Source organism: Mycobacterium sp. TY815, from assembly GCF_030755135.1.
Classification (GTDB): Bacteria; Actinomycetota; Actinomycetes; order Mycobacteriales; family Mycobacteriaceae; genus Mycobacterium.
Genome location: NZ_JAUFRX010000001.1, coordinates 3,458,148 through 3,473,839 on the forward strand (window position 1 = coordinate 3,458,148; position 15,692 = coordinate 3,473,839).

Below are 15,692 nucleotides of genomic sequence, written 5' to 3' on the forward strand. Positions count from 1 at the left end.
TTTGCGTCATGTCGACCAAATCGCAGATCCTGCAGACCGACCCGCAGCGGGTACTCGACCTGATCGACGGTTGGATAACCAGCGTCGCGATGTTGGAGCAGCACGCGGAAGACTACCTTGGCCACGTGCAGCGTCCAGGGGGTTCCTACTGGGAAGGCGCAACCGCCGAAGCGGCCAAAGAGCTTTCCCGACAAGACTTTCAAGCTGTGGCGAAGCTCCGCGACACCATAGATCTTGCCGCCCGACAGATCAGCAACACGGTCAGTTCGTCATTAATGCCACCGCTGGCCAACGCCAAACAGATCATCGCCAACGCCGAGTCCAATCGCGGGGTTCACGTCAACGACGATCGGACCATCACCTACGACCCGCCGGAGGGCACCAACACGGTAGCTGCCGAGGCGAATGCCAGGATCGTGGCCGAAGCGGAGGCCGAGCTAAAGTCTGAAGCCGCAAAATGGTGGGCTGCGGAGAACGCCGTCGCAGACCAGATCGGGAAGGCAGAAACCGCTGCCGGCGACATCATCAACCTCGCCGCGGCGCTGCCCCGCAAATCACCCTCAACCGCCGCGACGGGCAAGCCTCGCATACAGCTCGTCGATCGGCACACTCCCCTGCCCGAGGATCCAGCGCCCATGCCGCCGACCGATCCGCGGATGACGACTGAGCAGGCCCGGGCTGCCTATGGCCAGCTGCAGGGAGAAATCAGTCACCACAATTCGAATCCGCCCCCGGCAAGCGACGCCGGCGCGGTGAATACCTACAACAACAATGCTGATGCGCTGAACGCCCGAAAGGCTGCGCTCGAAGCCGAACTGGGCAAATCGGAGACTGTGCCGGCGCAGAGATCGCACTTCGTGCCCGACTGGGCACACCCGGCACCTGAACACTTGCCGGTGCCAGCTAGCCATCGGTTCGACCTGAGCACCCCTCACGCGCAAGAGCTGGGGACCGATCCTGGCATCGGAGGAAGGTTCCGCCCTGGTGAAGCCGAGACGGGATTACGTGTGGAGGCCGAGCGCGGTATACAGCTGGTACGGAGTCCGCATGAGGGCGTCGACTGGATTGACCCTACGACTGGGAAAACTTACGATGCAATGGGCAATTTTGATCAGAGACATCTCAAAATGAACATATTCCTTCCTGAAATCGAGCGCCACGCCGCCAAGTCCGATTATGTTCCCGTGGATGTTTCTCAATTCAGCGCCGAGCAACGATCTATTATCAGACGATTCATTGTCGAACTTCGCAATCCGAAGGGTTTTCATAGTGGGAGACTACGGCAGTGTCGGGTGACATCTTCTTTCTTCAACATAACTGGTCGGGCTCAGGCGCGTCGGTCGAGTTTGTAATGGAGTTTTTGGCCAGCCGGGTGCGCGATCCCTCGGTAAGCGAAGAACTATCCGACATGATCCGGGACAACGTAGTCTTGCTGGACCTCAGCGATCCAGCATCTTCAGAACTGGTCGACCTTATCATCGACGAGTTACCAAACCATATCGCCACCTTGGAAGACACCCGGTTGCGAGATCATCTAACAAAAATATTCGCGAATCTACTTTGCTATGCCAGGGAGCAACGCAGCTATAACCGCGATCCAAGCCAAGACACATGTTTCACGATGGGCCCATACCCGGCGCGGTATTTTCGTTTGGACAATCTGATGTCATCAGCGCTGCGCCAGTTGACTAAGACGGACTTTGTCCGCATCGACGTGTCGGACTACACGACCGAGCAACGCGCTCTGGTGCGAGATTACGTCGACAAACTTGGCAATCCGCGGGTACTTGTCGTCGGGGATGATCGACCGACAACGCAGTAGCGACTCAAGTGGCAAAGATGAGGCGGATCTTTGAGTTCTGTTCGCAGCAAAACGCAACAGGTCCGACAGTTGTCAACAGCCGCGCGGTCGAGTCGCAACCTCTGCCACAGGTGACAAGCACTTTGGGCGGCACATGCAGGGAGTTTTGACCTGAGTGAAGCTGAGACAGGTTTGCGGGTGGAAGCCGAGCGAGGAGTCCAGCTTGCGCGAAGCCCGCACGAAGGTATGGACTGGATCGACATAAGGACCGGCAAAGCCTACGACGCGATCGGTAACTTCGACGGAAAATATTTGGATACGGATCAATTCCTCTCCAAATTAACCAACCATCTCGACAAAGCCGATTATGTACCTGTGGATGTGTCGCAATTCAGCGCTGAGCAGCGTTCGGACATCAGAAGGTTTATCGACACGCTCGGCAACCCGAACGTATTAATAGTGGGAGATTACGGCAGTCGCAGGTGACATATTATTTCTGCAACACCATTGGTCGAGTTCACGGGGTGCAGTCCTGTTCGTAATGGAATTTTTGGCCAGTCGTGTGCGTGACCCCTCGATAGGCAGGCACCTTGCCGACATGGCTCGAGCCAACGTCGACCTTCTAGACCTCAGCGATCCGTCGTCTGTCGAACTTGTCGACCTGATTGTCGAAGAATTGCCTGGCTATGTGGCACGTTTGCACAACGCCGAGCAACGTGAATACCTTTCGAGGGTTTTCGCTGACCGGTATAAATACGCCCGAGAGCAGCAGAATTACAACCAAGACCCATTACAAGATACTTACTTCACGATCGGGCCAAACCCAGCCAGGTATTTCCGCCTAGATAACCTCGAGCGGCGCATTGTCTCGCAATTGAGTAAAACGGACTACGTCCGTATCGACGTGTCGGAATACACTCCGGAACAACGCGCGCTGGTGCGCGAATACGTAAAGCACCTGGGAAACCAACGGGTGCTTGTCGTGGGCGATGACGACGCAAGACCAATTGATTGGTAACGGATCGATACCCGCGGCTTTTCACACGTAGAACCCGTCGATAACCTGCTTGTTGTTCTGCTCGACCACCGCCCGCTTCAACTTGAGCGACGGCGTGAGTTCCCCTGTGTCGACTGACAATTCGTGATCGATCAGTTCCCACTTCTTGATGGTCTCCCATCGGTTGAGTTCGCTGTTGAGCTGTTGCACGTAGCCGTCGACCATCTCGCGCACCTTGGCGTTGCGGGTCAGCTCGGCGAACGACATCTCCGAAAGCCCTTGCTCCTGAGCCCATTTGGTCAGCGCGTCACCATCCAGGGCGATCAGCGCGACACAGTAATTGCGCGCTTCCCCGAACACGATGAACTGGCTGGCATACGGGCAGAGCGCCATGAACTTCGCTTCGATGGCCGGCGGTGCGACGTACTTGCCGCCGGATGTTTTGAACAGCTCCTTGATGCGGCCGGTAATGGTGAGGAACCCGTCGGAATCGAGGCTGCCGCGGTCGCCGGTGCGAAGCCATCCGTCCTTCGTCATCGCCTCTTCGGTCTTGTCGGGCAAATGGTGATAGCCGGTCATCACCAACGGACCGTGCAGCTGTATTTCCCCGTTGTCGCCGATGCGCACGTCCGTGCCGTCGAAGGGCAGGCCAACCGTGCCGAGCTTGTAGTTGTCGGGCCGGTTGATGAAGCCGGCGCCGGCGGATTCGGTGAGCCCGTAGCCTTCCAGGACGAGCACTCCGGCGGCGAGGAACCACTCGGCGATCTCCCGGTTGAGGGGCGCGGACCCGGAGACGAAGAATCGCAGCCGGCCACCGAAGACGTCGCGGACCTTGCTGAACACCAGACGGTCGAACAGCTGAACCTGAAGCTTGAGTGGCAGCGGCACCGACCTGCCGTCACGGCGCCGACGCGATACCTCAAGACCGACGCGGAACGCCTGGTCGAACAGCCGGGCCTTGATGCCACCGGCGCCCTGGCTCGTCATGACGATCCGGGCGTGCGCCTTTTCGAAGATGCGCGGCACCGCGGCCATGAACGTCGGTTTCACTGCGCCCATGTTCTCGACGATCTTGTCGACGCGACCGTCGACCGCGCTGACGAATCCGCAGGCGAGCTGGCTGGCGAGCAGCACCTTCCCGAACGAGTGGGCGAGCGGCAGCCACAGGACGTGCAGGTCGTCTTCGCCGAGGAGTCCCTCGTTGTGAATGAATTCCGCCGCCGACGTCCACGACCGGTGCGCCAGGCGCACTCCCTTCGGACGTCCGGTGGTTCCCGAGGTGTAAATGAGGGTGGCCAGCGACTCGCTGGTCACCGTGGCCGCGGCGTCAACGACCGACGTCGGATGTTCGTGGAGGTACGCGGCGCCGCGGCGGGCGAATTCGTCGAAGGTGATGACCCAGTCGCCGTCGCCCTCGCCGTCCATGACGACGACGAGGCGAACGTCCGGCAGGTCGCCGCGGTTCTCGGCGAGCTTGGCCACCTGCGAGGCGTCCTCGGCGAAGACGATCCGCGACTCCGAGTCGGCCACGATGTACGTGGCGTCGGCCGCATGCGTGCTGGGGTACACGGTCGTCGTCGCCGCACCGGCGCACATGACGGCAAGGTCGGCCAGGATCCACTCGTAGCGGGTGCTCGCCATGATCGCGACGCGCTGTTCGAATTCGATGCCCGAGGCGAGCAGCCCTGCCGCGAGTTGCTGCACGCGATCGGCGGTCTCCCGCCAGGTCACCGACACCCACCGGTCGTCGCGCAAGTGCCGAAAAGCCTCCTTGCCGGCTGAAGCGCCGACTCGATCCAGGAACATCGAAGCCAGATTTGCCTTGGGTGCGGCGCTTACCGACGACACGGTCATCCCTTCGTGTTGGCCATCTCACTAGGAAGTATGAGAGCTGCCGACAATGCCAGCTACATCGCACCGGGGCAATGGTCAGTTGCATGGGTTTCGGCAGGCTTCCTTTGTTCAACCAGCCGAAGCATCGGGCTGGATCATCTGCAACGCGGCGACCCGGCCCTGCCGGAGAAACTCGATGACCTCAGCCGCGGTAACCCCGATCTGTTTCTTGTTGGCACGTTCAGGACCGAGCAGAGCGGTCACCGCGGCGCGCAGGACACCGAGAGCATCATCGACGACGACTGGAGCGGCGCCGACCAGCGACATCGCAACCCCGGTAATGAGTCCGTACAGCGCGAACGTCTGATCGGCAATGTCCCAATCGTTGCGCGCCAACGCATTTCGGCGCCAGATCGGAAGTACGGCCTTGAGCACCGCACCGGGTCCCAGCGCGTCGCGAAACGCCACGGAGCGCGGGTCGCGGGCAAGGACGCCGAGCAAGTCTTCATCCTGACTCTGCAGGGCGGCCACCAGTGGCTTGCCGGTCGCGATCTCCAGCATCAGCGGACAGAACTGCGACGGGCGGGCGAGATCGGGTTGCGCGGTGAGTGTCTGGATCAAATCGTCGAGAAGACCGAGGAAGCCGCGGCCGATCAGACCGACCAAGAGGTCTTCCTTGGTCGGCCAGTACAGGTAGACGGTGCCTTTCCCCACGTGTGCCCGCTGCGCGACATCGGCGACGGTGAATCCTTTTGCGCCCCGGCCGAGCAGAAGATCGTTGGCCGCCTCGAGCAGCCTGGCCGCCTTGGCCGAGTGCTGTTCGGGGAGCTCACTCGCGGATCCGCTCACGGGAGTGAATATATCCGCCCGCCCGCCTCCCCGACTAGCCATACTGACCATATTGGTCATTTGGTCAGTATAGGGCTAGCATCTGATGCGGTATCCCCCGTGAGATGGGATGGAAGATGAGCGATTTGGTCGATCAGTCCGACCGCGTGAAAGCGATGCAGCAGGCGATCTTCGGCGTGGCCGATCGATTGAACCCGGTTGTGGATCTGTGCAAGCCCTACGTCGACGGGATGGACAACCTTCCGCGCGACGGCCGCTTCCTGCTGGTCGGCAACCACACTTCGTGGGGCCTGGGCGAGATTGTCCTGATCCCCTATTTCGTGCGCCGCGAACTCGGCGTTCGGGTTCGCGGCCTCGCCTCCCGCACCCTGGCGCAACAGCGCGGCTTCACCGCCGATCTACTTGCCGCGGCCGGTGCAGTGGTCGGCAACCCGGAGAACGGCGCGGAATTGATGAGACACGGCGAAGCGCTCTTGGTGTTCCCGGGAGGCGGTCGCGAGATGCCGAAGTTCAAAGGCGAGGACTACCAGCTGTTCTGGGAGGGCCGCAGCGGATTCGCTCGTCTGGCCATCGCCCATGACTATCCGATCATTCCGGTCGGACTGGTCGGCGGCGACGACATCTATCACAGCCTCGTCGAACGGAATTCCCTATGGGGACGGGCCGGCCGCCTGTTCACCAAACATGTTCTGCGCCAACCCGAAGTCAACATCCCCCTCGTCAGAGGTCTCGGGCCGACGCTCGTCCCGCGGCCGCAACGGATGTACATACGATTCGGCGCTCCGATCGACACGCGCAGACCGTCCCGCGTGCCGGCCGCCCAGTGGGAAGCCACCGTCAAACAGCGCAGCCAAACCGCACTCGAAACCCTGCTCGCCGATCTTCAGCTGCTCCGCGAAACGGACCCGTTCCGGAATCTGAGCCCATTGGCGTGGCGAAGCGCCGTATCCGGAGCGAGGCCGCGCGAGGACGCGCAGGCCGGTTGACGTCGTCGCCGGCACCGTATAGAACGTGATTCATGTTCATGTTTTTTGGTCTGGTCGTCGGAGATGCGCGATGAGCACCGGCCCCGACCCCAACCGCATCGGCGGCATCGAGTGGACTCGGCGCACCAAAGGCCGCCTCACTCGCCGCGAACAGCTGCAACTGCTCGGCGCGATCATCAACAGCCAGCGTGACTACTTCCTCAACCGGTTGCGCGGCACCCGTCCCGACACCAGGGCCCGCGCGATCGATCGCGAGATCCGGCCGCCCGACAGCCGCTTCGCACGCGAGGCAGAGGCCGCCGCGGCGGAACAGAGTCCGGTGATCATCGGCCACAGCTACCGGTCGTGGATATTCGGGCGTGCGCTGGCCGACGTCGATGGCGTCCCCGTAGACGACGAATTGTTATACGCCGGTTGCCTTTTGCACGATCACGGCATCGCGCCCGTCGTGCCGGGTGAGGACTTCACCGTGCGCAGCGCCCGCCGTGCCATCGAGTGCGCCACGTCGGCGCAGCTCGATGATCAAAGGGCAACACAATTGGCCGACGCCATCACCGTGCACACCACCCCCGGCGTCAGTGTCGAGCGCGACGGGCCGCTCGGCTACTACATCCAGACCGGGGCCATGGTGGACATCGTGGGCAACCGCGTATGGGACCTGTCCGCGCGCCTGGTCGACGACACCCTGGCCCGCTACGACAGGAGCGGTTTCACCCGAGAACTGGCAGCGCACTTCACCGCCGAAGCGAAAGCCGTGGGTCGCGGACGTTTCGCGCTGGTGCGCCGCTGCGGTTTCATTCCCCTCATGCATATGGCGCCGTTCGACCAGAAGTGAACATGTCCGGTCAAGCTCACCTGCGCCGCTCGCCAACCCAGCAACGCAGCCGCGCACGCGTCGAACGCATCCTCGACGCGGCCGCGGCGATCGTCGTCGAGCAAGGCCCGGACAGCCTCAAGGTCAGCGACATCGCCACGCGCGCCGGCGTTCCGCTGGGGACGCTGTATCAGTTCTTCGCGCGCAAGGACGACATCGTCTACGCGCTCGCGCAACGCTTCGCCGACCGCTTCGGCGACGTCCTTGAAACAACACTGGCCGATGCCGGCGTCGAGGCCGACTGGCGGGTGCTGCTCGACCGCCTGCTGGATGCCTACGCCGGCTTCTACCGCAGCGAACCGGCGCTTCGGGAGCTCTGGGTCGGCGCGCGCCTGAATCCGGACTTCATCCGCGCCGACCACGAACACAACAACACCCGATTCGCCGCAACGCTCGCCGACCTGCTGGGCCCTCGCGCACACGTGCCGCACGACGAACTTGCGCTGATGATCTACGTCAGCTGGGAGGCCAGCCAGGCTCTCCTCGAAACGGCTTTCCGTGTCGATCCCACCGGAGACCCGGCGATCATCGAGCAGGCCAAAGTCATGGCCGCTCGATATCTGTCCCCGGCGTTCGAAGAGCGTTAACAAACGGGATCCGGTTGCACGACCTGAGACACTGTTGCGCCAGTTTGGCCATCAACGAAGGCGCCAATGTCACAGTGGTCCAACGGCTTCTGGGCCATGAATCGACGGCGCAGGCGTTAGACCGGTATGGCGACTTCGCTGATGACCTGGATGCAATCGCCACCGCTTTCGATTCCGCCGCGGACGCGCTGTGGACAGTTCCGGAGCGCGATCACATCGCTCGCGCCCGAAACCGGCCCTGAACTGCTGGTGGCAGGTACTGGATTCGAACCAGTGTAGCTTTCGCGACGGATTTACAGTCCGCTCCCATTGGCCGCTCGGGCAACCTGCCGCCTAGCAGGGTACAACGACCGGGTAGACAGTTCACAAACGGGCAGCACTGAAGAAGGGACGCAGCGCATGGCGGACTCATCGTTCGACATCGTCAGCAAGATCGACCGGCAGGAAGTCGACAACGCACTCAACCAGGCCGCCAAGGAACTGTCCACGCGCTTCGACTTCCGCGGGACGGACACCAAAATCGCGTGGAAAGGCGAAGAAGGTATCGAGCTGACCTCGTCCACCGAGGAGCGGGTCAAGGCCGCGCTCGACGTCTTCAAGGAGAAGCTGATCCGCCGCGACATCTCGCTGAAGTCCTTCGAGGCCGGCGAACCGCAGGCCTCCGGCAAGACCTATAAGTTGACCGGCACCCTCAAGCAGGGCATCAGCAGTGAGAATGCCAAGAAGATCACCAAGCTCATCCGCGACGAAGGGCCCAAGACGGTCAAGACCCAGATCCAGGGCGACGAGGTCCGGGTGACCAGCAAGAAGCGCGACGACCTGCAGGCCGTCATTTCGATGCTCAAGCAGGCCGACCTCGATGTCGCGCTGCAGTTCGTCAATTACCGGTAGCCGAGCCCGCGTCAGCGGCATCGAGCCTGCGTCAGCGGCGCGATTCTTCGACGAACTGCAGCCCTGAGCGCAGGCTCGACGCGAAACCCAAGAGCCGAAGGTCCCTGGCCCGACCAACCGGTGGGTGCCTACTCTGGTGACGGCATCCCCAGGAGACAAGCGAGGTTCACGATGACCGTGACTCCCCACCAGGCCGAGCACAAGCCATCTGAGACCGACTACGTCGACGTCCTCATCGTCGGCGCCGGCATCTCCGGCCTCGGTGCGGCCTACCGCATCCTGCAGCGCAACCCGGGGCTCAGCTACGCGATCCTGGAGCGGCGCGACCGGATCGGCGGCACCTGGGACCTGTTCCGGTATCCCGGCGTTCGCTCGGACAGCAGCATCTTCACGCTCAGCTTCCCGTACGAGCCGTGGACCCGCGAGGAAGGCGTCGCCGACGGCGACCACATCCGTGAGTACCTGTCGAACATGGCCCACAAATACGGCATCGACGAACACATCCGTTTCCACAGCCACGTCCGGGGCGCGGACTGGGATTCCGCCACCGACACCTGGACCGTCACCTTCGAGCAGGACGGCGTCAGCAAGGAGTGCCGCAGCCGGTTCGTGTTCTTCGGCAGCGGCTACTACGACTACGACGCGGGCTACACCCCCGACTTCCCCGGCATCGAGCAGTTCGCGGGCACTGTCGTGCATCCGCAGCACTGGCCGGAAGACTTGGACTACACCGGCAAGACGGTCGTGGTGATCGGCAGCGGAGCGACCGCGGTGACGCTGATCCCGTCGATGGCCGAAAAGGCCGGCAAGGTGATCATGCTGCAACGTTCGCCGACGTATCTGATTTCGGCGTCGAAGTACAGCAAGTTCGCCTGGCTCAGCCGAAAGCTGCTGCCCCGCAGAGCAGCTCACCTGACCATCCGCTTCTACAACGCACTGATGGAAGGGGTGCTGTGGTTCCTGTCGCGCAAGACCCCACCGCTGATCAAGTGGATGCTGCGCCGCAAGGCAATTCAGAACCTGCCGGAAGGTTATGACGTCGACACCCACTTCAGGCCCAAGTACAACCCCTGGGACCAACGGCTGTGCCTGATCCCGGACGCCGACCTGTACCAGGTTGTCGCCGACGGCCGCGCCGAGGTGGTCACCGATCACATCGACCGGTTCGACGCCACCGGCATCGTGCTGAAATCCGGGCGGCATCTCGACGCCGACGTCATCGTCACTGCCACCGGCCTGCAGTTGCTGGCCCTCGGCGGCGCCACAATCAGCATCGACGGCGTCGAGATCAACCCCAGGGACCGCTTCGTCTACAAGGCCCACATGCTCGAGGACGTGCCCAACCTGTTCTGGTGCGTGGGCTACACGAACGCGTCGTGGACGTTGCGGGCGGACATGACCGCGCGGGCTACCGCCAAGCTGTTGGCGTACATGGCCGAGCATGGCTACACGCACGCCAGCCCCCACCTTGGCGATGAGTCGATGACCGAGAAACCGGCGTGGGACATTCAGGCCGGTTACGTCAAGCGGGCGCTGCACGCGCTGCCGAAGTCGGGCACCAAGCGGCCGTGGAACGTGCGGCAGAACTACTTTGCCGATGCGATCGACTACCGCTTCGACCGTATCGACGAGGCCATGGTGTTCGGCCGGGCTGCCGACCGTGCCGCGCTGGCCGGTTAAGCGGACGCCCCGAGCGAAATTTTCTTGCCGCAGTTCGGGCAGAACTTCTCGGCGTGGTGATGCTGCGCGCCGCAGTTGGCGCAGAAGTGCGGCTCGTCATCCCCCGCCGGAGGAACCAGTCCCAGCGATCGCACCGTGCCGGCTGCGTCGTCGTCATCGGGCGGTGCGACCGCTTCGGTCTCGGCTTCCGCGCGTCGTTGCCGCCGGTTCCTGATCACCAGCACCGTCAACCAGCTGCCGACGATGAGCACGAGCAATCCGCCACTGGCGATGTACCACAACAGGTTTGACCGCTCGAATATCGATGTGTCGCCGTATTGCTGGCGCAGATTGGCCGCGCTGGTCTTGAGGTCGGCAGCACCGGGGTAGTCGGGCGAAAGCGTGAGGGCGAGGTCGAAGTCTTTGATGGCGTCGCTGTAGCGGCCCTCGTAGTAGTGGGTGAGTCCCTGGCGGTACGACTGGTCAGCGGGACCGAGCGTGCCCTTGACGGCCTTGGCCGCCATCATCGTTGCGAGCGTGTCCGCAGGCGCGATGAAGTTGAACGGCTGCGGTTCGCCGGCCGGGCCGAAGCTGTTGACGCCGATCACCTTTCCGCTGAGGTCGACGGTCGGGCCGCCGCTCATGCCCTCGGCGACGGCGGCGTCGATCTCATACACCGGGCTGGTTTTCACCTTCGACTTCTTGCTCACCTTGCCGCTCTTGTTGGTGGGGTCGAGCGACCGGCCGGTCAGCCGGGCGGTGGGTTCGGCGTATCCGACGGCCAGTACCGGTGTGCCGATGCCGACCGCGGCATCGGTGGTGAGTTCCGACGACGGCAGATTGTGTTTGTCCACCTTGAGCAGCGCAACATCGCCCTTGCCGATCGGCCGGAAATCGACGACGGTGGCGGGCATCTTCTCGGCGATCTTGGTGCCGGTGCCGTAGATCAGCGTGAGGTTCACCTGCGGGCCCTGACCAGCCAGTGTGCCTTCCACCCGCGCGTTCTTCGCCAGATAGTCCAGGGTCGCAAGCGGGTCCTGGCTCACTGGCGAGTCCGGATATTGGGCCTGATATTCGCCGACGGCCTTCTTGAGTATCTGCTCTTTCGCCGTATCGGGGTCGGCGCAGTGGCCCGCGGTGGCCACCCAGCCGTCGGGGTTGACGACGAATCCGGTGCAGTTCCACGTCACGACGAACGGCGCGTTCGAACCTGCGCCGAAGAACGACAGCGCCTTGCCGTCGGGCAGCCGCACCATGCCGTACGCCTCGGCGGCCAGGAACATGACGGCCGGCCGTATCCGCGCCGCCGCAATCTGTTCGGCGTTGGCCTGCGGCCGACCGTCGTCGGCGACTGCACTCGCGGGCCACGCCACCGAAACGACGAGCGCGACAGCGGCGAGCAATGCTCGGCATGACATCACTCCTTTACCTTTCCGGTGTCCGCACCTCAGCGGAAAGGGCCCGAAGTCCTCTGCCCGTGGGTCGTTGGTATTCGAGGTTCACAGCAATAGGGTGAAGTTCATGGCAGCTGAGAAGCGCGAACCCAATGTCGTTGTCCTCGGTGGCGGTTCCTGGGGCACCACCGTGGCCTCAATCTGCGCGCGCCGCGGGCCGACCCTGCAATGGGTTCGGTCTGAGGAGACAGCCAAGGACATCAACGAAAACCACCGCAACAGCCGCTACCTCGGCAACGAGGTGGCGCTGAGCAGCTCGCTGCGCGCCACCACCGACTTCGCCGAAGCCGCCAATTGCGCCGACGTTCTGGTCATGGGTGTGCCTTCGCACGGATTCCGCGGCGTGCTGACCGAGCTGGCCAAGGAACTGCGGCCCTGGGTGCCGGTGGTCTCCTTGGTGAAGGGCCTCGAGCAGGGCACCAACATGCGGATGTCGCAGATCATCGAGGAGATCCTGCCCGGGCATCCGGCGGGCATTCTGGCCGGACCGAACATCGCCCGCGAGGTGGCCGAGGGTTACGCCGCCGCCGCGGTGCTGGCCATGCCGGACCAGCACCTGGCCACCCGGCTGTCGACGATGTTCCGCACCCGGCGGTTCCGCGTTTACACCACCGACGACGTGATCGGCGTCGAGATGGCGGGAGCGCTCAAGAATGTCTTCGCCATCGCGGTCGGAATGGGCTACTCGCTGGGCATCGGCGAGAACACCCGGGCCCTGGTGATCGCCCGGGCACTGCGCGAGATGACCAAGCTGGGAGTGGCGATGGGCGGCAACGCCGAGACTTTTCCCGGCCTGGCCGGCCTCGGTGACCTGATCGTCACCTGTACCAGCCAGCGCAGCCGCAACCGTCACGTCGGCGAACAGTTGGGTGCGGGCAAACCGATCGACGAGATCATCGCGTCGATGAACCAGGTCGCCGAGGGCGTCAAGGCCGCGAGCGTCATCATGGAGTTCGCTGACGAGTTCGGGTTGAACATGCCGATTGCGCGCGAGGTCGACGCGGTGATCAACCACGGCTCCACCGTCGAGCAAGCTTACAGTGGCCTGGCCGCCGAGGAGCCCGGACACGAGGTGCACGGCTCGGGCTTCTGACCCCAAGCGCCATCAGGCGCTGATCAAGTGCGGCGCATAGAAAATTTGCGTTCGCTATGCACCCCGCGCGTCCGGTTGCCGGTGCCAGCGGCCCACCCTACCGTCAATCAGAGTCGGCAGACGAGCTGCCCGGAACATCGCCGTTTCGAGTGGAATCGTATTCGCTTGCGCCTCAGGGTGTTACGGCTACGGGATAGATCGCGATACGGGGCGGACGGCGCAAGATCCCCCGCTAGATCAGACGAGGGAGCCTCCGATGCGACAGACCGACGAGTCACGAAGCGAGCGATGGCGATCAGTCATCCGGCACGACCTGCCGGCCTCACTGGTGGTTTTCCTGGTGGCACTGCCTTTGTCGCTGGGCATCGCCATCGCCTCCGACGCTCCGGTGCTCGCCGGCCTGATCGCCGCGATCGTCGGTGGCGTCGTAGGCGGCGCCCTGGGCGGATCACCGTTACAGGTGAGCGGTCCGGCCGCCGGCCTGACCGTGATCGTCGCCGACCTGATAGCCGAATTCGGCTGGGGCATAACTTGTTTCATCACAGCAGTCGCGGGCCTTATGCAGGTTCTGCTGGGGCTTAGCCGGGTAGCCCGTGCGGCGCTGGCGATTTCGCCCGTGGTGGTGCATGCGATGCTGGCCGGCATCGGAATCACCATCGCGCTGCAGCAAACCCATGTGCTGCTCGGTGGTGAGTCGCACAGTTCGGCATGGGCCAACGTGGTCGAGCTGCCGGCTCAGATCCTCGGAGCTCACCGCCCGGGGCTCTTCCTCGGGCTGCTGGTGATCGCGATCATGGTCGCGTGGCGCCGGGCCCCGGCGAAGCTGGCCGCCGTTCCGGGTCCGCTGGTCGCGATCGTGGTGGTGACCGTCATCTCGGTGGTGTTTCCGTTCACCGTTTCTCGGATCACCCTGGAAGGCTCGGTGATCGAGGCATTGCAGTTGCCCGCCATTCCGCACGGCAACTGGGGGGCGGTGGTGATCGGCATCATCACCGTCACGCTCATCACGAGCGTGCAGAGTCTGCTGACCGCCGTCGCCACCGACCGGATGCACAGCGGACCGCGCACCAATCTCGACCGTGAATTGATCGGACAGGGCGCCTCGAACATCGTCTCGGGCGCCATCGGTGGCCTGCCGATCGCCGGTGTGATCGTGCGCAGCTCAGCGAACATCAAGGCCGGGGCCAAAACGAGTGCCTCGACGATCCTGCACGGCTTCTGGATCCTGCTGTTCGCCCTGCCCTTCGCCGGGCTGATCGAAGAGATCCCCAGCGCCGCACTGGCCGGGCTGCTGATCGTCATCGGAATTCAGCTACTACAGCCCGCGCACATCGAAACCGCGGTGAAGACCGGCGATTTCGCTATCTACCTGGTGACCATCGTCGCCGTCGTCTTCCTCAACCTGCTGCACGGCGTCCTGATCGGCCTGGTCCTGGCCATCGCGATCACCGGATGGCGGGTGGTCCGTGCCAAGGTGGAGGCCATCCCGGATGCTGATCAGTGGCGCGTGACGATCGAGGGCGCCTGCACCTTCCTGAGCCTGCCGCGCCTGACTCGCGTACTGACCGAGGTGCCCCGCGGCAGCACGGTGACCCTGCACATCGCCGTCAGTTACCTCGATCACGCTGCGCACCAATCGATTACCGACTGGCAGCAGCAGCATCAGTCCACCGGGGGAACGGTTCACATCGACGGACTACTCGAGCGCGGGCATCCGCCGCGCACAGCCCTGGTGTCGCTGGTCGGACGCGAAGCGCCCGAAGCGGCGGCTTGATCAGCCGCGTGCCATCTGCTCCAGCCGCCGGATGCGGTCCTCGATCGGCGGGTGCGTCGAGAACAACGACCCGATGCGCTCGCCGGCCCGGAAGGGGTTGGCGATCATCAGGTGAGCCTGGTTGGCCAGCTGCGGCTCCGGTGGCAACGGGGCCATCTGCACGCCGCCGGAGATCTTGCGCAGCGCAGACGCCAGGGCGAGCGGGTCGCCGGTCAGCATCGCCCCCGACTCGTCGGCCTGATATTCCCGGGAGCGCGACACCGCCAGCCGCACGACCGTCGCGGCGATCGGGCCGAGCAACGAAACCAACAGCATCGCAAAGGGATTGACGCCACCTTCACGGTTACCGCCGAAGGCGCCGAACCACATGGCCATGTTGGCCAGGGCGGTGACCACCGACGCGAGCGCACCTGCCACGCACGAGATCAGGATGTCGCGGTTGTAGACGTGCGACAGCTCATGACCCAGAACGGCACGCAACTCGCGCTCGTCGAGAATCCGCAGGATGCCGGTGGTGCAACAGACGGCTGCATTGCGCGGATTGCGGCCGGTGGCGAATGCGTTGGGCGCGTTGGTGTCGCTGATGTACAACCGCGGCATGGGCTGATGGGCGGCGGTGGCCAGCTCGCGCACGATCCGGTACATCGCGGGGTACTGCAATTCCGACACCGGTACGGCGTGCATGGCGCGCAACGCCAGCTTGTCGCTGTTGTAGTAGGTGTAGACGTTGATCCCGACGGCGAACAGGGTCGCGATGATGAGGGCCGTCCTGCCGAACAACGCGCCGACGAACACGATCATCGCGGACATACCGACCAACAGCAGGAAGGTCTTCAGCCTGTTGGCATGCGGATGCCAGGTCATGAGTGGGTGTCCTCCTACGAGTTGATTACA

16 protein-coding genes and 1 tRNA gene are annotated in these 15,692 nt (G+C 63.5%); 12 read left to right on the top strand and 5 right to left on the bottom strand.

Translation table 11 applies throughout. The annotated features are described in order from the left end of the window. The first annotated feature begins 8 nt into the window (after positions 1 to 8). The 4 genes from QXK92_RS14930 (at position 9) to QXK92_RS14945 (ending at position 2,819) form a co-directional block, all read left to right on the top strand. Positions 9 to 1,352, top strand: coding sequence for a hypothetical protein (locus tag QXK92_RS14930; RefSeq protein WP_306242406.1), 1,344 nt, complete (start codon positions 9 to 11; stop codon positions 1,350 to 1,352). After that, positions 1,352 to 1,822, top strand: a complete 471-nt coding sequence (locus QXK92_RS14935) for a hypothetical protein (protein WP_306242408.1) — start codon at positions 1,352 to 1,354, stop codon at positions 1,820 to 1,822. Before QXK92_RS14930 ends, QXK92_RS14935 begins: the two co-directional genes overlap by 1 nt. Before the next feature lie 177 nt (positions 1,823 to 1,999). After that, on the top strand, positions 2,000 to 2,287 hold the full coding sequence (locus tag QXK92_RS14940) for a hypothetical protein (protein WP_371934174.1): 288 nt from the start codon (positions 2,000 to 2,002) through the stop codon (positions 2,285 to 2,287). A gap of 112 nt (positions 2,288 to 2,399) precedes the next feature. Beyond that, positions 2,400 to 2,819 carry a hypothetical protein gene (locus tag QXK92_RS14945; RefSeq protein WP_306242410.1) on the top strand — a complete coding sequence of 140 codons (420 nt, stop codon included), beginning with the start codon at positions 2,400 to 2,402 and terminating at the stop codon, positions 2,817 to 2,819. Between the two features lie 21 nt (positions 2,820 to 2,840). Here the strand turns inward: QXK92_RS14945 and QXK92_RS14950 are convergent, their stop codons facing one another. After that, the gene (locus tag QXK92_RS14950; protein WP_371934517.1) at positions 2,841 to 4,652 is read right to left on the bottom strand and encodes a long-chain fatty acid--CoA ligase; all 1,812 of its coding nucleotides are present in this window, start codon (positions 4,650 to 4,652) and stop codon (positions 2,841 to 2,843) included. A 108-nt stretch (positions 4,653 to 4,760) separates the two neighbouring features. Next, positions 4,761 to 5,480, bottom strand: a complete 720-nt coding sequence (locus QXK92_RS14955) for a TetR/AcrR family transcriptional regulator (RefSeq protein WP_306242414.1) — start codon at positions 5,478 to 5,480, stop codon at positions 4,761 to 4,763. A 116-nt stretch (positions 5,481 to 5,596) separates the two neighbouring features. On the opposite strand from QXK92_RS14955, the gene QXK92_RS14960 reads away from it, so the two are divergent. The 4 genes from QXK92_RS14960 (at position 5,597) to QXK92_RS14975 (ending at position 8,169) form a co-directional block, all read left to right on the top strand. Continuing rightward, entirely contained in the window at positions 5,597 to 6,466 is an 870-nt protein-coding gene (locus QXK92_RS14960) for a lysophospholipid acyltransferase family protein (protein ID WP_306242416.1), read from the top strand. Positions 6,467 to 6,536: 70 nt separating this feature from the next. Beyond that, on the top strand, positions 6,537 to 7,301 hold the full coding sequence (locus QXK92_RS14965) for a hypothetical protein (RefSeq protein WP_306242418.1): 765 nt from the start codon (positions 6,537 to 6,539) through the stop codon (positions 7,299 to 7,301). Positions 7,302 to 7,303: 2 nt separating this feature from the next. Beyond that, entirely contained in the window at positions 7,304 to 7,927 is a 624-nt protein-coding gene (locus QXK92_RS14970; protein ID WP_306242419.1) for a TetR/AcrR family transcriptional regulator, read from the top strand. A 14-nt stretch (positions 7,928 to 7,941) separates the two neighbouring features. Further along, complete coding sequence (locus QXK92_RS14975) at positions 7,942 to 8,169, top strand: tyrosine-type recombinase/integrase (protein ID WP_371934518.1); 228 nt, start codon at positions 7,942 to 7,944, stop codon at positions 8,167 to 8,169. A 5-nt stretch (positions 8,170 to 8,174) separates the two neighbouring features. Here QXK92_RS14975 and QXK92_RS14980 read toward each other — a convergent pair. After that, positions 8,175 to 8,258: transfer RNA gene (locus tag QXK92_RS14980), tRNA-Tyr, on the bottom strand. A gap of 68 nt (positions 8,259 to 8,326) precedes the next feature. Between QXK92_RS14980 and QXK92_RS14985 the strand changes: the two genes are divergently transcribed. Both QXK92_RS14985 and QXK92_RS14990 read left to right on the top strand, forming a co-directional pair. After that, positions 8,327 to 8,818: a YajQ family cyclic di-GMP-binding protein gene (locus QXK92_RS14985; RefSeq protein ID WP_065131784.1), complete on the top strand. Its 492-nt coding sequence runs from the start codon at positions 8,327 to 8,329 to the stop codon at positions 8,816 to 8,818. Between the two features lie 171 nt (positions 8,819 to 8,989). After that, positions 8,990 to 10,498 (top strand): NAD(P)/FAD-dependent oxidoreductase, encoded by a 1,509-nt coding sequence (locus QXK92_RS14990; RefSeq protein ID WP_306242423.1) that lies wholly within the window; start codon positions 8,990 to 8,992, stop codon positions 10,496 to 10,498. Here QXK92_RS14990 and QXK92_RS14995 read toward each other — a convergent pair. Beyond that, positions 10,495 to 11,895, bottom strand: a complete 1,401-nt coding sequence (locus QXK92_RS14995) for a trypsin-like peptidase domain-containing protein (RefSeq protein WP_306242425.1) — start codon at positions 11,893 to 11,895, stop codon at positions 10,495 to 10,497. The two genes, QXK92_RS14990 and QXK92_RS14995, sit on opposite strands and share 4 nt — an antisense overlap. Positions 11,896 to 11,998: 103 nt before the next feature. Here QXK92_RS14995 and QXK92_RS15000 point away from each other — a divergent pair, with 103 nt between their 5' ends. Further along, positions 11,999 to 13,024, top strand: coding sequence for an NAD(P)H-dependent glycerol-3-phosphate dehydrogenase (locus QXK92_RS15000; RefSeq protein WP_306242427.1), 1,026 nt, complete (start codon positions 11,999 to 12,001; stop codon positions 13,022 to 13,024). Positions 13,025 to 13,280: 256 nt separating this feature from the next. Further along, on the top strand, positions 13,281 to 14,798 hold the full coding sequence (locus QXK92_RS15005; protein WP_306242429.1) for a SulP family inorganic anion transporter: 1,518 nt from the start codon (positions 13,281 to 13,283) through the stop codon (positions 14,796 to 14,798). Here the strand turns inward: QXK92_RS15005 and htpX are convergent, their stop codons facing one another. After that, positions 14,799 to 15,662 carry a zinc metalloprotease HtpX gene (gene htpX, locus QXK92_RS15010; protein WP_306242430.1) on the bottom strand — a complete coding sequence of 288 codons (864 nt, stop codon included), beginning with the start codon at positions 15,660 to 15,662 and terminating at the stop codon, positions 14,799 to 14,801. It abuts the gene before it with no gap. Positions 15,663 to 15,692: the final 30 nt, after the last annotated feature.